Annotated in this window: 12 protein-coding genes; 5 read left to right on the forward strand and 7 right to left on the reverse strand. The window is 68.7% G+C overall.

The features are described from left to right. Positions 1 to 109 precede the first annotated feature (109 nt). From CBM2594_RS25940 to fusA, 3 genes are all read right to left on the reverse strand, one after another. Complete coding sequence (locus CBM2594_RS25940; RefSeq protein WP_062804057.1) at positions 110 to 535, reverse strand: PRC-barrel domain-containing protein; 426 nt, start codon at positions 533 to 535, stop codon at positions 110 to 112. Between the two features lie 193 nt (positions 536 to 728). Continuing rightward, positions 729 to 1,850, reverse strand: coding sequence for a porin (locus CBM2594_RS25945; protein ID WP_116359611.1), 1,122 nt, complete (start codon positions 1,848 to 1,850; stop codon positions 729 to 731). 555 nt (positions 1,851 to 2,405) lie between these two features. Next, positions 2,406 to 4,514, reverse strand: a complete 2,109-nt coding sequence (gene fusA, locus CBM2594_RS25950; protein WP_116359612.1) for an elongation factor G — start codon at positions 4,512 to 4,514, stop codon at positions 2,406 to 2,408. A 305-nt stretch (positions 4,515 to 4,819) separates the two neighbouring features. Here fusA and CBM2594_RS25955 point away from each other — a divergent pair, with 305 nt between their 5' ends. Then, complete coding sequence (locus tag CBM2594_RS25955) at positions 4,820 to 5,449, forward strand: response regulator transcription factor (RefSeq protein WP_026164172.1); 630 nt, start codon at positions 4,820 to 4,822, stop codon at positions 5,447 to 5,449. A gap of 77 nt (positions 5,450 to 5,526) precedes the next feature. Here CBM2594_RS25955 and CBM2594_RS25960 read toward each other — a convergent pair whose 3' ends face one another. Beyond that, positions 5,527 to 6,306 carry a FadR/GntR family transcriptional regulator gene (locus tag CBM2594_RS25960; RefSeq protein WP_116359613.1) on the reverse strand — a complete coding sequence of 260 codons (780 nt, stop codon included), beginning with the start codon at positions 6,304 to 6,306 and terminating at the stop codon, positions 5,527 to 5,529. 163 nt (positions 6,307 to 6,469) lie between these two features. Between CBM2594_RS25960 and gudD the strand changes: the two genes are divergently transcribed. The 3 genes from gudD to CBM2594_RS25975 all read left to right on the forward strand — a co-directional run bounded on the left by gudD (position 6,470) and on the right by CBM2594_RS25975 (position 10,028). After that, positions 6,470 to 7,825, forward strand: coding sequence for a glucarate dehydratase (gudD, locus tag CBM2594_RS25965; protein WP_116359614.1), 1,356 nt, complete (start codon positions 6,470 to 6,472; stop codon positions 7,823 to 7,825). Positions 7,826 to 7,908: 83 nt separating this feature from the next. After that, a complete protein-coding gene (locus tag CBM2594_RS25970; protein WP_116359615.1) occupies positions 7,909 to 8,931 on the forward strand; it encodes a Bug family tripartite tricarboxylate transporter substrate binding protein in 1,023 nt (340 codons plus the stop codon). 98 nt (positions 8,932 to 9,029) lie between these two features. Next, on the forward strand, positions 9,030 to 10,028 hold the full coding sequence (locus CBM2594_RS25975; RefSeq protein WP_116359616.1) for a Bug family tripartite tricarboxylate transporter substrate binding protein: 999 nt from the start codon (positions 9,030 to 9,032) through the stop codon (positions 10,026 to 10,028). Between the two features lie 576 nt (positions 10,029 to 10,604). Here CBM2594_RS25975 and CBM2594_RS25980 read toward each other — a convergent pair. After that, positions 10,605 to 12,131 carry an aldehyde dehydrogenase (NADP(+)) gene (locus tag CBM2594_RS25980; RefSeq protein ID WP_116359617.1) on the reverse strand — a complete coding sequence of 509 codons (1,527 nt, stop codon included), beginning with the start codon at positions 12,129 to 12,131 and terminating at the stop codon, positions 10,605 to 10,607. 95 nt (positions 12,132 to 12,226) lie between these two features. After that, a complete protein-coding gene (kdgD, locus tag CBM2594_RS25985) occupies positions 12,227 to 13,141 on the reverse strand; it encodes a 5-dehydro-4-deoxyglucarate dehydratase (protein ID WP_116359618.1) in 915 nt (304 codons plus the stop codon). A gap of 359 nt (positions 13,142 to 13,500) precedes the next feature. Between kdgD and CBM2594_RS25990 the strand changes: the two genes are divergently transcribed. After that, a complete protein-coding gene (locus CBM2594_RS25990; protein WP_116359619.1) occupies positions 13,501 to 14,481 on the forward strand; it encodes a DedA family protein/thiosulfate sulfurtransferase GlpE in 981 nt (326 codons plus the stop codon). A 10-nt stretch (positions 14,482 to 14,491) separates the two neighbouring features. Here the strand turns inward: CBM2594_RS25990 and CBM2594_RS25995 are convergent, their stop codons facing one another. Next, the gene (locus tag CBM2594_RS25995) at positions 14,492 to 15,448 is read right to left on the reverse strand and encodes a DUF1177 domain-containing protein (protein ID WP_116359620.1); all 957 of its coding nucleotides are present in this window, start codon (positions 15,446 to 15,448) and stop codon (positions 14,492 to 14,494) included. Between the last annotated feature and the right edge of the window lie 4 nt (positions 15,449 to 15,452).

Raw genomic sequence — 15,452 nt, forward strand, 5'->3', positions numbered from 1 at the left:
AGGCGCCTGTGCGGCGCGTCGCGGCCTTGTTCGGGGCGAGATAGCGGCCCTATAGCGGCCCTATTGCGGTTCTATCGCGGCCCTGTTCGCGCAGCGTGTTGCCAGCGAATTACAGCGGCGGAGAGACCCAGTACGGGTCGCGCCCGTAGTATTCGTGCAGCGACTTGCCCCATTGCGGGTCGGCCATGCTTGGCCAGCTGTCCTTGTTGAAGCCCGGGGCGGACTTGATCCGGTCCGCCGTGACGGCGATCCGGAAGCACTTTTCGTCGGTATCCATGACCAGCGCATTCCACGGGATGGCGTGCAGCGTGTCGCCCATGCCGAGGAAGCCGCCGGTGGTCAGCACCGCGTAGGCAATGCGGCCGTGCGGCACGTCCAGCATGATCTCGGAGATCTTGCCGACATGCTCGCCGTCGGACGAATACGCCTTGGTGCCATCCAGGCTGGAAGCTGCCATCACTTCCGGGCCCGGGCCTTCGCCCACGCCGGAACCGACGATGGCTGCGCCTTGACTGCTGGGAGGTTGGGTTTGCATGCTGTTGCTCCTTGTCGCGAGACGGTGGAATGCTTGGCGCGCGCAATGACCATGCCTGCACCGCGATGGCGTGGCGAGCGCGTGGTTTCCGCGTCGAGCGCCAGGCAGCGGCACTCCCGGCCGCCCCGGCGAAGGTAATTCTTTCGCGAGGCTTGCAAAAACAACGCATCCCGCAGGCAATTCCGCAGCGGCTTCAGAAGTGGTGCCGCATGCCAAGCATCGCGCCCACGCGCGTGCTGCGCGCCACGCCGGCGGCGGGCGTGCCGGCCCAGTATTCGGTCTCGCGGCCGACCGCGCCGCCGCGCGCGCGCACCACGTCGGCCTCCAGGTACAGGCTGGTGCGCCGCGACAAGGCGTAGTCGGCCACCAGCGCGACGCTGTCGGCATTGCCGCCGCCCAGCAGCACCGGCACCTGCTGGAACTGAGTGGTCACGTTGCCGCGTTGCCAGTAGCGGTAATAGGCGCCGGACAGATGCAGCGCGGGCGTGAGCTGGTAGCCCAGCCCGGCGAAGGCGATGTCGAAGCGCGCGCCGTCCGCGGTTTGTTGCCGCGCCGATTCGCGCCGGCCCATGTGGCCCAGGTAGAAGGTCGCCTTGCCGGATGCATACGAGCCGCCCACGGCGTAGTTGCGTACCGTGCCGCCGCCGTCGACGCTGCGGCGCTGGTCGTAGGCCGCGCCCAGCGCCAGCGCGCCTTGCTGCAGCATCAGGCCGCCACCCAGCGTGGCGCCGCGCGCGAGGCTGCCGGCCTGCCCGCCGGCGCCGTAGTCCAGTTGCAGCGTCAGCGGGCCGGCGGTTTTCTTGTAGACCACGCTGTGGTTGATGCGGTAGTCCTGGAAGAAGATGTCGCCGCCAAGGTAGAGCGGATCGGACCAGAAGTTGCCCCAGCCCTGGTCGAGCGGATTGAAGGCCCAGCCGATATTGTTCAGCGCGTTGTACTGGCGGCCGAAGGTCAGGCTGCCCCAGTCGCCGGCCAGCCCGGCATAGGCCTGGCGGCCGAACAGCGCCTGGTAGCTGGCGCGGCCGTCGTCGCTGCCGATGCCGGCCTCGAGCTGGAAGATGGCGTGCTGGCCGCCGCCCAGGTCTTCATCGCCCTTCAGGCCGAAACGGCTGCCGACCATGCCGCCGGAGACCAGCGCCGCCTGGTCGTGGTGATGGCCGTCCAGGTTCGAGGTATAGCGCACGGCCGTGCTGACGATGCCATACACGGTGATGCCGGGCTCGGCGTGGGCACGCGCGGCGGTGAGCGCCGCGGTGACGGCAGCGACGGGCAACAGCCCGGCCGCCAGCAGCCAGTGGCTGGCTGTCTTCTGCATGGAGGGTCCTCCGGAGGGCGGATCCGGCCGGCGCGGTGGCGTGCCGCAGCGGATCCGTCAGGCCGATGGCCTGCGGGTTCCAGTCCCGCGCGGGGGCGCGGGTCGTCATCGGGCCATGCGCAATGGGTGCGCGCGGCCCGGGCGAGGGTCGAAGCGGGCGGCGATGCCAGGGTGGGCGGCGAATGCCGGCAGTGTTGCCGGGCAAGCCTTGCGCAGCGCCGCTTGCCGGCGCCACGGGAGCGGCCCGAAGGCCATGGAACGGGTTCGCCGGCGCCCGCTTCGGCAAGCGTTTTTCGGCAGCGGCCGATCGGGCTTGGAAGGCGCGTGCCGGGTGGTGCCCGGCGCGGCGAACAGGGCGTAGTTTACCCGTACCGGGTCAGCGCCCTCGAAAAGTGCTTCGTCGAGCGCTGGTCGAGGGCCTGTCATAGACTGCTTGCAGGCCCCTTATATTCCGCTTGTTTTCTCCCCTCTCCCGCGTGCGGGAGAGGGGCGGGGGGTGAGGGCCGGCGCGCCAACGAAGTCCCCGCGCGACAAACCGCCCGGGGACGGAAACCCTCAGCCCACCCGCTTCGCCGAGATCACCGCTTCCGCCACATTGGCCGGCGCCTCGGCATAGTGCTTGAACTCCATGGTGAAGGTCGCGCGCCCCTGCGTCAGCGAGCGCAGCGTGGTGGAGTAGCCGAACATGGTCGCCAGCGGCACTTCGGCGCGCACGATCTTGCCACCGCCGCCGGCGATGTCTTCCATGCCGTGCACCATGCCGCGGCGCGACGACAGATCGCCCATCACGTTGCCGGTGAATTCCTCGGGCGTTTCCACCTCGACCGCCATCATCGGCTCGAGCAGGATCGGCCGGGCGCGGCGCATGCCTTCCTTGAACGCCATCGAGCCAGCCATGCGGAAGGCGTTCTCGTTCGAGTCCACGTCGTGGTAAGAGCCGAACACCAGCGTGGCCTTGATGTCGACCACCGGGTAGCCGGCCAGCACGCCCGACTGCATGGTCTCGCGGATGCCCTTGTCCACCGCGGGAATGAACTCGCGCGGCACCACGCCGCCCTTGATCGCGTCGACGAACTCGTAGCCGCCGCCGTGCGGCATCGGCTCGAGGTTGAGCACCACGTGGCCGTACTGGCCGCGCCCGCCCGACTGCTTGATGAACTTGCCCTCGACGTCCCGCGCCGGCTGGCGGATGGTCTCGCGGTACGCCACCTGCGGCTTGCCGACCGAGGCCTCGACGCCGAACTCGCGCCGCATGCGGTCGACCAGGATTTCGAGGTGCAGCTCGCCCATGCCGGAGATGATGGTCTGCCCGGACTCCTCGTCCGTGGTCACGCGGAACGACGGGTCTTCCTGCGCCAGCCGGTTCAGCGCCACGCCCATCTTTTCCTGGTCGGCCTTGGTCCTGGGCTCCACCGCCTGCGAGATCACCGGTTCGGGGAAGCTCATGCGTTCCAGGATGATGACCTTGTCGGGGTCGCACAGCGTGTCGCCGGTGGTGGCTTCCTTCAGGCCCACCGCCGCGGCGATGTCGCCGGCGCGCACCTCCTTGATCTCGTGGCGCACGTTGGCATGCATCTGCAGGATGCGGCCCAGGCGCTCGCGCTTGCCCTTGAGCGGGTTGTAGACGCTGTCGCCGGAATTGACCACGCCGGAATACACGCGGAAGAAGATCAGCTGGCCGACAAAGGGGTCGGTCATGATCTTGAAGGCGAGCGCGGAGAACGGCTCGTCGTCGCTGGGATGGCGCTCGGCCTCGCGGTCGTCCTCGGTGTGGCCGAGGATGGCGGGCACGTCGGCGGGCGACGGCAGGTAGTCGATCACCGCGTCCAGCATGCTCTGCACGCCCTTGTTCTTGAAGGCGCTGCCGCACAGCATCGGCACGATCTCGTTGGCGATGGTGCGCTTGCGCAGGCCCTGCTTGATCTGCGCCTCGCTCAGCGGCTCGCCGGACAGGTACTGGTTCAGCAGCGGCTCGTCGGCCTCGGCGGCGGCCTCGATCATCTTGTCGCGCCATTCCTGCGCGGTGGCGAGCAGTTCTTCGGGAATGTCGCGGTATTCGAAGCGCACGCCCTGGCTGGCGTCGTCCCAGACGATGGCCTTCATCTTGACCAGGTCGACCACGCCCTGGAAGTGGTCCTCGGCGCCCAGCGGAATCTGGATCGGCACGGCGCGGCCCTTGAGGCGGTCGGCGATCTGCGTCTGCACGCGGAAAAAGTCGGCGCCGACGCGGTCCATCTTGTTGACGAAGGCAATGCGCGGCACCGCGTACTTGTTGGCCTGGCGCCAGACGGTTTCGGATTGCGGCTGCACGCCGCCGACCGCGTCGTAGACCATGCAGGCGCCGTCCAGCACGCGCATCGAACGCTCGACTTCGATGGTGAAGTCGACGTGTCCGGGCGTATCGATGATGTTGATGCGGTGCTCGGGGTAGTTGCCGGCCATGCCTTTCCAGAAGGCGGTGGTGGCGGCCGAGGTGATGGTGATGCCGCGCTCCTGCTCCTGCTCCATCCAGTCCATGGTGGCCGCGCCATCGTGCACTTCGCCCAGCTTGTGGTTGACGCCCGTGTAGAACAGGATGCGTTCGGTCGTCGTGGTCTTGCCGGCGTCGATATGCGCGCTGATGCCGATATTGCGGTAGCGCTCGATGGGGGTCTTGCGGGGCACAGTGTTCTCCATGGATGAAACACGCCCGAATAGAGTAGCACCACTGGCCGCACCCCGTTGTCCCTGCCGCGCGCAGGGACACGCGCCCCGGCACGGCCCCGGGGCGATGCCGCGCAACGCGCCGCGCGTCTGAGGCCGGCCTAGGATTTTCGCTGCAACTGAAGCGGATTCCTCCCATCCTGCGCGCGCTTGCGGCTCCCTATACTGGCGTGGCATCGCGTACCGGCGTGCGCCGTTCCTGCCATCCCCTTGCTGCTTCGGGATGCGGCTTCAGCCGATGCCTGCCTCGAACCTCGGACCCGCGCATGACAACCATCCTGATCGTTGACGACCATCCGGCGATGCGGCTGGTGCTTCGGCACCATCTGTCGCAGCTGCTTGGCGTCGACGAGGTGATCGAGGCGGACAATGGGCAATGCGCCATCGAAATGGTGCGCGCACGCATGCCGGACCTGGTGCTGCTGGACCTGGACATCCCGCGCTCGAGCGGGCTCGACGTGGCGCCGCGGCTTCGCGCGATCCATCCGCAGGTGCGCATCCTGGTGGTGACGGCGCTGGACCCGGCGGTGTTCGTCAGCCGTTCCTGGCAGGCGGGTGCGCAGGGCTTCGTCAGCAAGACGCAGGACATCAAGGAAATCCTGCGCGCGGTCGAGGCGGTGCTGGCCGGCTATACCGTGTTTCCGGTGCTGGGCCGCGGCGGCGCGCCGCGCCAGTCGATGTCGGCCGACGACGAGATGCTGCGGCGGCTGTCCGACAAGGAACTGGTGGTGCTGCAGATGCTGGCGCGCGGCATGTCATACAAGGCCATCAGCGAGAGCCTCTTTATCAGCAACAAGACCGTCAGCAGCTACAAGGCCCGCATCATGAACAAGCTGCAGGTGTCGTCTCTGGTCGAACTGGTCGACTTTGCGCGCCGGTGCCGGCTGACCCCTTAGCGGGCGGGCGCCTGCATCACCATTCATTAGACATCGTATGACTTGCCGGCGCATGCCCGCCGCATGCGCGTCCCGCGTCAGCCTTGCGGGCTGGCGGAGCCGGACGCCTTGCGCAGGCGCTCGCGGCTGTTGGTCAGGTGCATGCGCATGGCGGCCTTGGCGGCGTCGGGGTCGCGGCGCTCGATCGCGTCGTAGATGTTCTCGTGCTCGATGCTGACGCGCTCCAGGTACTGCACGCGCTCGGGGGTGCTGACCTGCAGGCGGCTGCGCGGGATCACCATGGTGCCCAGGTGGCCCATGATGTCGGTGAAATAGCGGTTGCCGGTGGCGCGTGCGATCGCCAGGTGGAAGGCGAAGTCGCTTTCCACGGCGTCATTGCCGGCGCCGGCCCCATGCTTCAGTTCATCCAGCGCCTGGCGCATCGCCGCCAGTTGCGCATCGGTGCGGCGCGCGGCCGCCAGGCCGGCCGCCTCGGCTTCCACGCTGACGCGGAATTCCAGCATCGCCATCACATCCATCGCCGTGCCCAGCGCGTCCGGCCCGATCCGGAACGGCGACGGCGCCTCGGCCGCGCGCTCCAGCACGAAGGTGCCGATGCCGTGGCGCGTCTCCACCATGCCGCTGGCCTGCAGCCGCGACAGCGCTTCGCGCACCACGGTGCGGCTGACGCCCAGGGTGGCCATGATCTCGGATTCGGTAGGGAGCTTGTCGCCGGGCTTGAGCTGGCCCTGGCGGATTTCTTCGCCCAGGGCTTGCACGACTTCCTCGGCAAGCGTGCGGCCGCGGCGGCGCAACGGGGTGGGGCCGGAGGTTGGGCCGGAGGAGGGAGGCGGCGCGAGGGGCTGGGCGTTCGGCATGGCGGCTAGGGACGGATAACGGGCGGGGTTTCCCGGACTTGACCGGTCTGAGATTGCCTCATTATACTGGGTTATAAGTCATACGATGACAGATAACATACGCAACACGGAAGCCCGGGTGGACAATCGTACGCCCGGGGTTGATGCCGGAGACAGTCCTGAGATGACCTTTACCGCCGCCCCCATGGCGTCCGCCCACACCCCGGTCGTGACCGAACTGACCCTGGTGCCCGTCGCCGGGCATGACAGCATGCTGATGAACCTGTCCGGCGCCCATGGCCCGTACTTCACGCGCAATATCGTGATCCTTCGCGACAGCGCCGGCCACACCGGCGTGGGCGAAGTGCCGGGCGGCGAAGGCATCCGCCAGACCCTGGAAGACGCGCGCCCGCTGCTGGTGGGCCAGCCCATCGGCCAGTACCAGGCCCTGCTGAACCGCGTGCGCGCGGCGTTCGCCGGGCGCGATGCCGGCGGCCGCGGCCTGCAGACCTTCGACCTGCGCATCACCATCCACGCCGTCACGGCGCTGGAGGCGGCGCTGCTCGACCTGCTCGGCCAGCACCTGGAGGTGCCGGTGGCCGCGCTGCTGGGCGAGGGCCAGCAGCGCGACGCCGTGGAGATGCTGGGCTACCTGTTCTATATCGGCGAGCGCCAGCGCACCACGCTGGACTACCGCACCGAGCCCGACGCAGACAACGCGTGGTTCCGCCTGCGCAATGAAGCGGCGATGACGCCCGAGGCCGTGGTGCGCCTGGCCGAAGCGGCCTATGAGCGCTACGGCTTCAATGACTTCAAGCTCAAGGGCGGCGTGCTGCGCGGCGACGAAGAGATGGAAGCGATCCTGGCGCTGGCCGAGCGCTTCCCCAAGGCGCGCATCACGCTCGACCCCAACGGCGCCTGGTCGCTGGCGGAAGCCGTGCGCCTGTGCCGCGACAAGCGCGGCGTGCTGGCCTATGCCGAAGACCCGTGCGGCGCCGAGGACGGCTACTCGGGCCGCGAGATCATGGCCGAATTCCGCACCGCCACCGGCCTGCCCACCGCCACCAACATGATCGCCACCGACTGGCGCCAGATGGGGCATGCGGTGCGGCTGCAGTCGGTCGACATCCCGCTGGCCGACCCGCATTTCTGGACCATGCAGGGCTCGGTGCGGGTGGCGCAGATGTGTGCCGAATGGGGCCTGACCTGGGGCTCGCACTCGAACAACCACTTCGATATCTCGCTGGCGATGTTCACCCACGTGGCCGCGGCCGCGCCGGGCCGCGTCACCGCCATCGACACGCACTGGATCTGGCAGGACGGCGAACACCTGACCCGCAACCCGCTGAAGATCGAAGGCGGGCTGGTGCAGGTGCCCAAGACCCCGGGGCTGGGCGTCGAGCTCGACCCGGATGCGCTGGCGCGCGCGCACGAGCTGTACCAGCGCAAGGGCCTGGGCGCGCGCGACGATGCCGCGGCGATGCAGTTCCTGATTCCCGGCTGGCAGTTCGACAACAAGGCGCCGTGCATGGTGCGCTGACTGGGCACCGGCGACGACGCCAACGGCCCTTGCCCATCACAGGACGGCAGGCCTCTCTTATCAAAACACTGCAGGAGACAACGATGTACACCTTCCAACGCCAGGGCGCGCCGCGCCTGCAAAACTGGCTGCGCGCCTTTGCGCTCGGCTCGGTCGCCGCGGTCGCGGCGCTGACCTTCAGCACCCCGGCCAGTGCCGCCGCGCAGGACTGGCCGCAACGTCCGGTATCGGTGGTGGTGCCGTTCCCGCCGGGCGGCTCCAGCGACGCCATCGCGCGCATGCTGACGGTGCCGCTCAACGAGAAGCTGGGCCAGCCGTTCGTGATCGACAACCGCCCCGGCGCGACCGGCGCCATCGGCGCCACCTACGTCAAGCGCGCGCCGGCCGACGGCTACACCATGATGGTGGCGTCGATCGGCGTGTACGCGGTGAATCCGTTCCTGCAGAAGAACCTGGGCTATGACCCGGCCAAAGATTTCGACCTGCTGACGGTGGCGGTGCGCGCGCCCAACGTGCTCGTCGCCAACCCGCAGTTCCCCGCCAACACGCTGGCGGAACTGGTGGCCTACATGAAGAAGAACCCGGGCAAGGTCAGCTTTGCCTCGTCCGGCGCGGGCTCGTCCGACCACCTGACCGCGGCGCTGTTCTGGCAGAAGAGCGCCACCGACGGCCTGCACGTGCCGTACAAGGGCGGTGGCCCGGCGATCTCCGACCTGCTGGCCGGGCAGGTCGACGTGTCGTTCCAGAACGTCAACGCGGTGCTGCAGCATATCCGCACCGGCAAGCTCAAGGCGATGGCGGTGACTTCCGACAAGCGCTCGCCGGTGCTGCCCAACGTGCCCACCATGGCCGAGGCCGGCATCAAGGATGTCGAGGTCTATTCATGGCAGGGCGTGGCCGCGCCGCGCGGCCTGCCGCCGGAGATCAAGAGCCGCCTGCACGGTGCGCTGGTGTCGTCGCTGAACGACCCCAAGATGCGCCAGAAGCTGTCCGAGAGCGGCTTCGAGGTGGTGGCCAACACCCCCGAGCAGTTCAACCAGTTCGAGGCGCAAGAGCTGCAGCGCTGGAAGACCGTGATCGAGAAGGGCAAGATCGCGCTGGACTGACCCCGCCGCACCCAATCCCATACCCAAGCACCGATCGCGCCGGCCCCGCACGCCCATCGTGCCGCGCCGGCGCGCGCCCCTCGACAGGAGACCACAGCATGACCCACGGACGCCGCAACTTCCTCAAGCAATCCTCCGCACTGGCCGCCGGCCTCGCCGCGGGCCCGCTCGCCGGCCTGTCTTCGGCCGCGCACGCCGCGCCGGACTGGCCGAACCGCCCGATCCGCCTGGTGGTGCCGTACACCGCCGGCGGCTCGTCGGACATCATCGCGCGCCTGATCAGCAAGCAGCTGGGCGAGGCGCTGGGCCAGTCGGTGGTGGTGGACAACCGCCCCGGCGCCAACGGCAACGTCGGCGCGGCACTGGTCGCGCAGGCCACCGACAACCACACGCTGCTGCTGTGCGATATCGGCGCGCTGGCCATCAGCCCGTCGGTCTATACCAAGCTGACGTTCAATATCGCCAAGGACCTGAAGCCGGTATCGATGCTGGCGTATTCGCCGCACCTGCTGGTGGTGCATCCGTCGGTGCAGGTGGCGAGCGTGAAGGAACTGGTGGCGCTGTCGCAGCGCAGCCAGCTCAACTTCGCCGTGACCGCGATCGGCAGCGCGCCGCACCTGGCCGGCGTGGCGGTGGAGCAGGCCACCGGCGCCAAGTGGCAGTACGTGCCCTACAAGGGCGGTTCGCAGGCGATTGCCGACACCGTCGGCGGCAGCGCCCAGGTGCTGATGAACGGCATGCTCGCCACGCTGCCGCATGTGCAGTCGGGCAAGCTCAAGCTGATCGCGCAGTCCAAGCGCACGCGCATGCCGCTGCTGCAGAACGTGCCGACCATCGCCGAGCAAGGCGTGCCGAATTTTGAGTCGGGCACCTGGCAGGGCGTGATGGCCCCTGCCAGCATGCCCGACGCGATGGTGGCGCGCATCAGCGGCGAACTGATCCGCATCATCCGCGCACCGGACCTGCGCGCGCAACTGGTGGCGCAGGGCGCAGAGGTGGTGACGATGACCCCGGGCGAAACCGGCAAGTTCTTCGTTGCCGAGCAGACGCGATGGGCGGGGGTGGTGAAACAGGCGGGGATCAAGCTGGAGGCTTGATCGGTTTTGCCGAAGGCACAACGGCTCGCATGGTGAATGCGGGCCGTTTTGCATTGAGCGTGAAGCTTGCGATGGTTTGCTCCCCTCTCCCGCCAGCGGGAGAGGGAGTACCCAAGCGGAATTTGAAAAGCCTGTGGCGTTCGCCATGCCGCTGGTTTGCTCCCCCTCTCCCGCTTGCGGGAGAGGGGCCGGGGGAGAGGGCCGGCGTGTGGCAAGCACGAGGCGGTCGAACTTCGTTGAAGCTCTGGCCCTCACCCCAGCCCTCTCCCGCAAGCGGGAGAGGGAGTACCCAAGCGGAATTTGAAAAGCCTGTGGCGTTCGCCATGCCGCTGGTTTGCTCCCCTCTCCCGCTTGCGGGAGAGGGGCCGGGGGTGAGGGCGGGGCGTGTGGCAAGCACGAGGCGGTCGAACTTCGTTGAAGCTCTGGCCCTCTCCCCAACCCTCTCCCGCAAGCGGGAGAGGGAGCACCCAATCGGGTTTGAGAAAGTCCGCGGTATTTTGCTGAGCCCGTAGTTTTGCACCGCGTCCAGAAGCAAAAAGCCCCGCACCAGGCGGGGCCGCATCGCATCGTCTATCGCTATTTCCGCAGCGCTTCCGGCAACAACGCCTGCGGCAGGTTCTGATAACAGACCGGCCGCAAGAACCGGTCGATCGCCGTCGCCCCCACCGAAGTCGAACGCGCATCCGAAGTTGCCGGGAACGGCCCGCCATGCACCATCGCATAGGCAACCTCGACCCCGGTCGGATAGCCATTGCACAGCACCCGTCCAGCCTTGCGTTCCAGCACCGGCAGCAGGCGCTGCGCGGCCTCGTGGTCGGCGTCGTCGAGCTGCATCGTCGCCGTCAGCTGGCCCTCGAGCTGGCGCGCCACCGTCAGCATCTCTTCGAAATCGCGGCACACCACCAGCACCGTCGACGGCCCGAACACCTCGGCCTGCATCCGGTGATCCGCCAGGAACTGCGCCGCGGTGGTCTCGAACATCGCCGGACGCGCCTGGTTGGCCCCGCTGCCGTCGACGCCATTGCCAATGCGCTGCAGCCCGTCGAGCGACGACAGCTGGGCCACGCCCTGCTGATACGCAGCATGAATGCCGGGCGTCAGCATGGTCGCTGCCGGCTTGCCTTGCAGCGCAGCCAGCGCCGATGCGCGGAACTTGTCGAGCGCGGGCCCTTCGATGCCGATCACCAGTCCAGGATTGGTACAGAACTGGCCGACGCCCAACACCAGCGAATCGACCAGCTGCCGGCCGATTTCCTCGCCGCGCGCATCGAGCGCCGCGGGCAGCAGGAACACCGGGTTGATGCTGCTCATCTCCGCATACACCGGGATCGGCTGCGGGCGGCGCTGGGCGGCCTGCATCAGCGCCAGGCCGCCGGCGCGCGAGCCGGTGAAGCCCACTGCCTGGATCGCCGGATGCGACACCAGCGCCGTGCCGATGGCGTTGCCCGCCCCGGCCAGCAGCGAAAACACGCCCTCGGGCAAGCCCGCGTCGCGCACCGCCTGCTGGATCACGCGCCCGACCAGCTCCGACGTGCCCAGGTGCGCCGGATGCGCCTTGACCACGACCGGGCAGCCCGCGGCCAGCGCCGCGGCGGTGTCGCCGCCGGCGACGGAGAAGGCCAGCGGGAAGTTGCTGGCGCCGAACACGGCCACCGGGCCGATGGCGATGCGCTGCATGCGCAGGTCCGGGCGCGGCGGGGTGCGCTCGGGCAGCGCGGGGTCGAAGGTGGCTTGCTGCCAGCGGCCCTCGCGCAGCACGGTGGCGAACAGGCGCAACTGGCCGGCGGTGCGGCCGCGCTCGCCCTGCAGGCGCGCGATGGGCAGCGCGCTTTCCAGGTGGGCGCGCTCGATCAGCGCGTCACCCAGCGCCTCGATGCCCGCGGCGATGGCCTCGAGGAAGCTCGCGCGCTGTTCGGGACTGGTGTTGCGGAACGTGTCGAAGGCGGCTTCGGCCAGCGCGCACGCGCGCTCGACCTCGGCCTCGCCGCCGCCGTGGAAGTCAGGGCCGATGGGGGCGCCGGTGGCGGGATTGATCGCCTGCAGCGTCGCTTCGGTGCCGCGCACGGCTTGCGCGCCGATCAGCATGTCGCCGGTGATTTGCATGGAAGGATTCCTTGTCAGCGTCTGGAACGGGGAAACCGGCCGGAGGGCATGCGCCCCGCGGCCGGCTGTCGAAAGGCAATGCGAGGACGACTGGATTACTGCGGGCCGAGCTTGTTGATCAGCGCGCCCAGCATCTCCATTTCCTCGCCGGTCAGGTCGGTCAGCGGTGCGCGCACGGGACCGCCGTCGCGGCCGACCAGGCGCGCGCCGGCCTTGACGATGCTGACCGCATAGCCGGCCTTGCGGTTGCGGATGGCCAGGTAGGGCAGGAAGAAGTCGTCGATCAGGCGGCCCACGGTGTCGTGGTCGTTCGCGGCGATGGCGCGGTAGAAATCCATCGCCGTCTTCGGGATGAAGTTGAACACTGCCGACGAATACACCGGCACGCCCAGCGCCTTGTAGGCCGCGGCATAGACTTCGGCGGTGGGCAGGCCGCCCAGGTAGGAGAAGCGGTCGCCCAGCTTGCGGCGGATGCTGACCATGGCCTCGATGTCGCCGACGCCGTCCTTGAAGCCGATCAGGTTGGCGCAGCGCTCGGCCAGGCGCGCCAGCTGGTCGGCGTTGAGCTTCGAGTTGGCGCGGTTGTAGACGATCACGCCGATATCGACCGCCTTGCAGACTTCTTCCACATGGGCGGCAATGCCGTCCTGGCTGGCTTCGGTCAGGTAGTGCGGCAGCAGCAGCACGCCGGCGGCGCCCAGGCGCTGGGCTTCCTGCGCGTAGGCGATAGCGGTGCGGGTCGGGCCGCCGGCGCCGGCCAGGATCGGCACCTTGCCGGCGCAGGTGCGCACGGCGGTGTCGACCACGGCGGTGTAGTCCTGCGGCGTCAGCGAGAAGAACTCGCCGGTGCCGCCGGCCGCGAACAGCGCGGTGGCGCCGTAGGGAGCCAGCCACTCCAGTCGGGCGGCGTAGGGCTTCGGCGCAAAGTCGCCCCGGGCGTCGAAGTCGGTGATGGGGAAGGACAGCAGGCCTTCCGAGACGATTTGCTTGAGTTCGTTGGGTGCGAGCATTGCGGCAATCCAGGGCGGGCCGATGGCCCGGGGTGGCAGAGGCGGCTGACTGCAGCGGGGCAGCCAGTCGAGTTATCAGTCATCGTACGACATTGCTTTGACGAAGGCAATAGGGTGCGGCCGTACAGCGGGTTAACCGGTAGCCACATGCCTCGTGCGTCCGGATCCCGCTTCGGCAGGCCAAAAAGGCAGACGAGAACACTGTACGGAGGTCCATGCCGGGGTGCTGGTTGTAGGACAACGTAAGTGGCGTAGCGGGCCGTCCACTCAGCGAATTTGAACCGACCATGCAAAGCTGCCGCGCCACTGGCATCCCGCCGCTGGCACACTGGCGTCCTGAACCAACGGGGGAGAGCGCGGTGGGAGAGTTACAGGCCTTGCTGGAAAACCACGGGCTGTTGCTGGTGTTCCTGAACGTACTGGTCGAGCAGGCCGGCCTGCCGGTGCCGGCCTATCCGATGCTGTTCGTCGCCGGCGCGCTGGGCGTGCAGGAGACCGGGCCGTCGATCGGCGCGGTGCTGGCGGCGGTCATCGTGGCCTGCCTGATTGCCGACACCGGCTGGTACTTTGCCGGGCGCAGGCTGGGCCAGCCGATGCTGCGCACCATCTGCAAGGTGTCGATCTCGCCCGACTCCTGCATCCGCCAGACCCAGTCGCTGTACCTGCGCGTGGGGCCGCGCTCGCTGGTGGTCGCCAAGCTGCTGCCGGGCGCCGGCGCGCTGTCGACCGCGATGGCCGGCATGACCGGCACGCCGCTGCCGGTGTTCCTGTTCTACGACGCGATCGGCGCGCTGGTGTGGGCCGGCAGCGGCTTGCTGATCGGCGTGGTGTTCAGCGACTTTATCGATGCCATCCTGGCGGGCTTCAGCACCTACGGCCACCTGGCGCTGGCGGCGGTGGTGGGGGCGTTCCTGGTGTTCCTGGCGTGGCGCTCGTGGCGGCGCTTCCGGCTGCTGCGCATCACCCGGCGCGTGCCGCGCATGAGCGTGGATGAACTGGAATCGCGCCGGCTGGCCGGCACGCTGCCGGTGGTGATCGACGTGCGCGCCCATGGCGACCTGCCGATGGAGCGCATCCCCGGTTCGATGGTGCTCGACATGCAGGGCGCGCTCGACAGCCTCGACGCGCTGGGCGTGCCGCCCGCCGAGGCCGACATCGTGGTCTATTGCGCCTGCCCGAACGAGTTGTCGGCGGCGCTGCTGGCCGAACGCCTGCGCGTGGCCGGCTATCCCAAGACCTGGGCGCTGGCCGGCGGCTTCGACGAATGGAAGCGGCGGCACGGCGCCACCGTGCCGCCGGCCGCCACCCCTCCCGAGCCGGGCCAGGCGACGGCACGCTGAGCCGCGCGCGTCAGCGCTTGCCGGCGGTCTGGAACACCGACAGGTCAGGGTAGATCGCGCGGATCTTCTCCCACTCGGCGGCGTTGAAGAACTGGCACTTGCCGGCGCCGAAGCGCTTGGACACTTCCACGCAGAAGCGAACCGCCTCGGCGATGTCGACCTCATGGTTGGCCGAGGTCGCGCTGCCCGACACCACCGACTGCGCCGTCACCGCCACGCCCACCACCGGGGCCTGCGTGGCCACGTGCGGCTGCATGATGCTGTTGAAGTGGTACAGGCCGTTGTGGTACGGCGTGATGTCCTGCAGCGAGATCGGGAAGGTCACCGCCGGGCAGCCGGTGGTCGACTCCATGGTCGCGACCAGGTCAGGCGCCACGCGCAGGATATAGCCCTGCAGCGCGGTCGGCGAGATCGCAAAGCCTCGGTGCTTGACGATGCTGTTGCCCTTGGACGCATCGATCGACAGGATCGCGTCCATTTCCGGCAGCACCTGGTAATCGTTCATGGTGTCGGAAGACACCGGCATGCCCATGAACGGCACCGGGTCGTGCGGCACCATCGAGACATTGGTCGACAGGTGCGTGGTCACGATCACGTCGCCCGCCACGTGGTCGCCGCGCGCCTTCATCTGCGCCAGCTTGAGCGCCACCGCCAGGCAGCCGATCGGGCCATCGGCATCGGACACCAGCCCCACCAGCTCCGGACGCGCGCCGATGGCGCCGTTGCGGCCGATCACGCCCAGCGTCGGCGCCTTGCCGCCGCCGCGCTTGCCGGCGCTGCCGGGGATCACGATGCTGATGAAGTCGGTGGTATTGGCCGTGTTCTCGGGCGGCGCGTTGCTGACCGTGGTGACTTGCACCGACACGCCGGCGTCGGCGTACGGCGCGAACAGTTCGCTGACGACCGCGCCGTTGGCGTGCGGGCTGTCCAGGGCTTCGTGAATGACCAGCGTCTGCTGCAGGGCCATGGCT

The sequence above is a fragment of the Cupriavidus taiwanensis genome (assembly GCF_900249755.1).
Classification (GTDB): domain Bacteria; phylum Pseudomonadota; class Gammaproteobacteria; order Burkholderiales; family Burkholderiaceae; genus Cupriavidus; species Cupriavidus taiwanensis_D.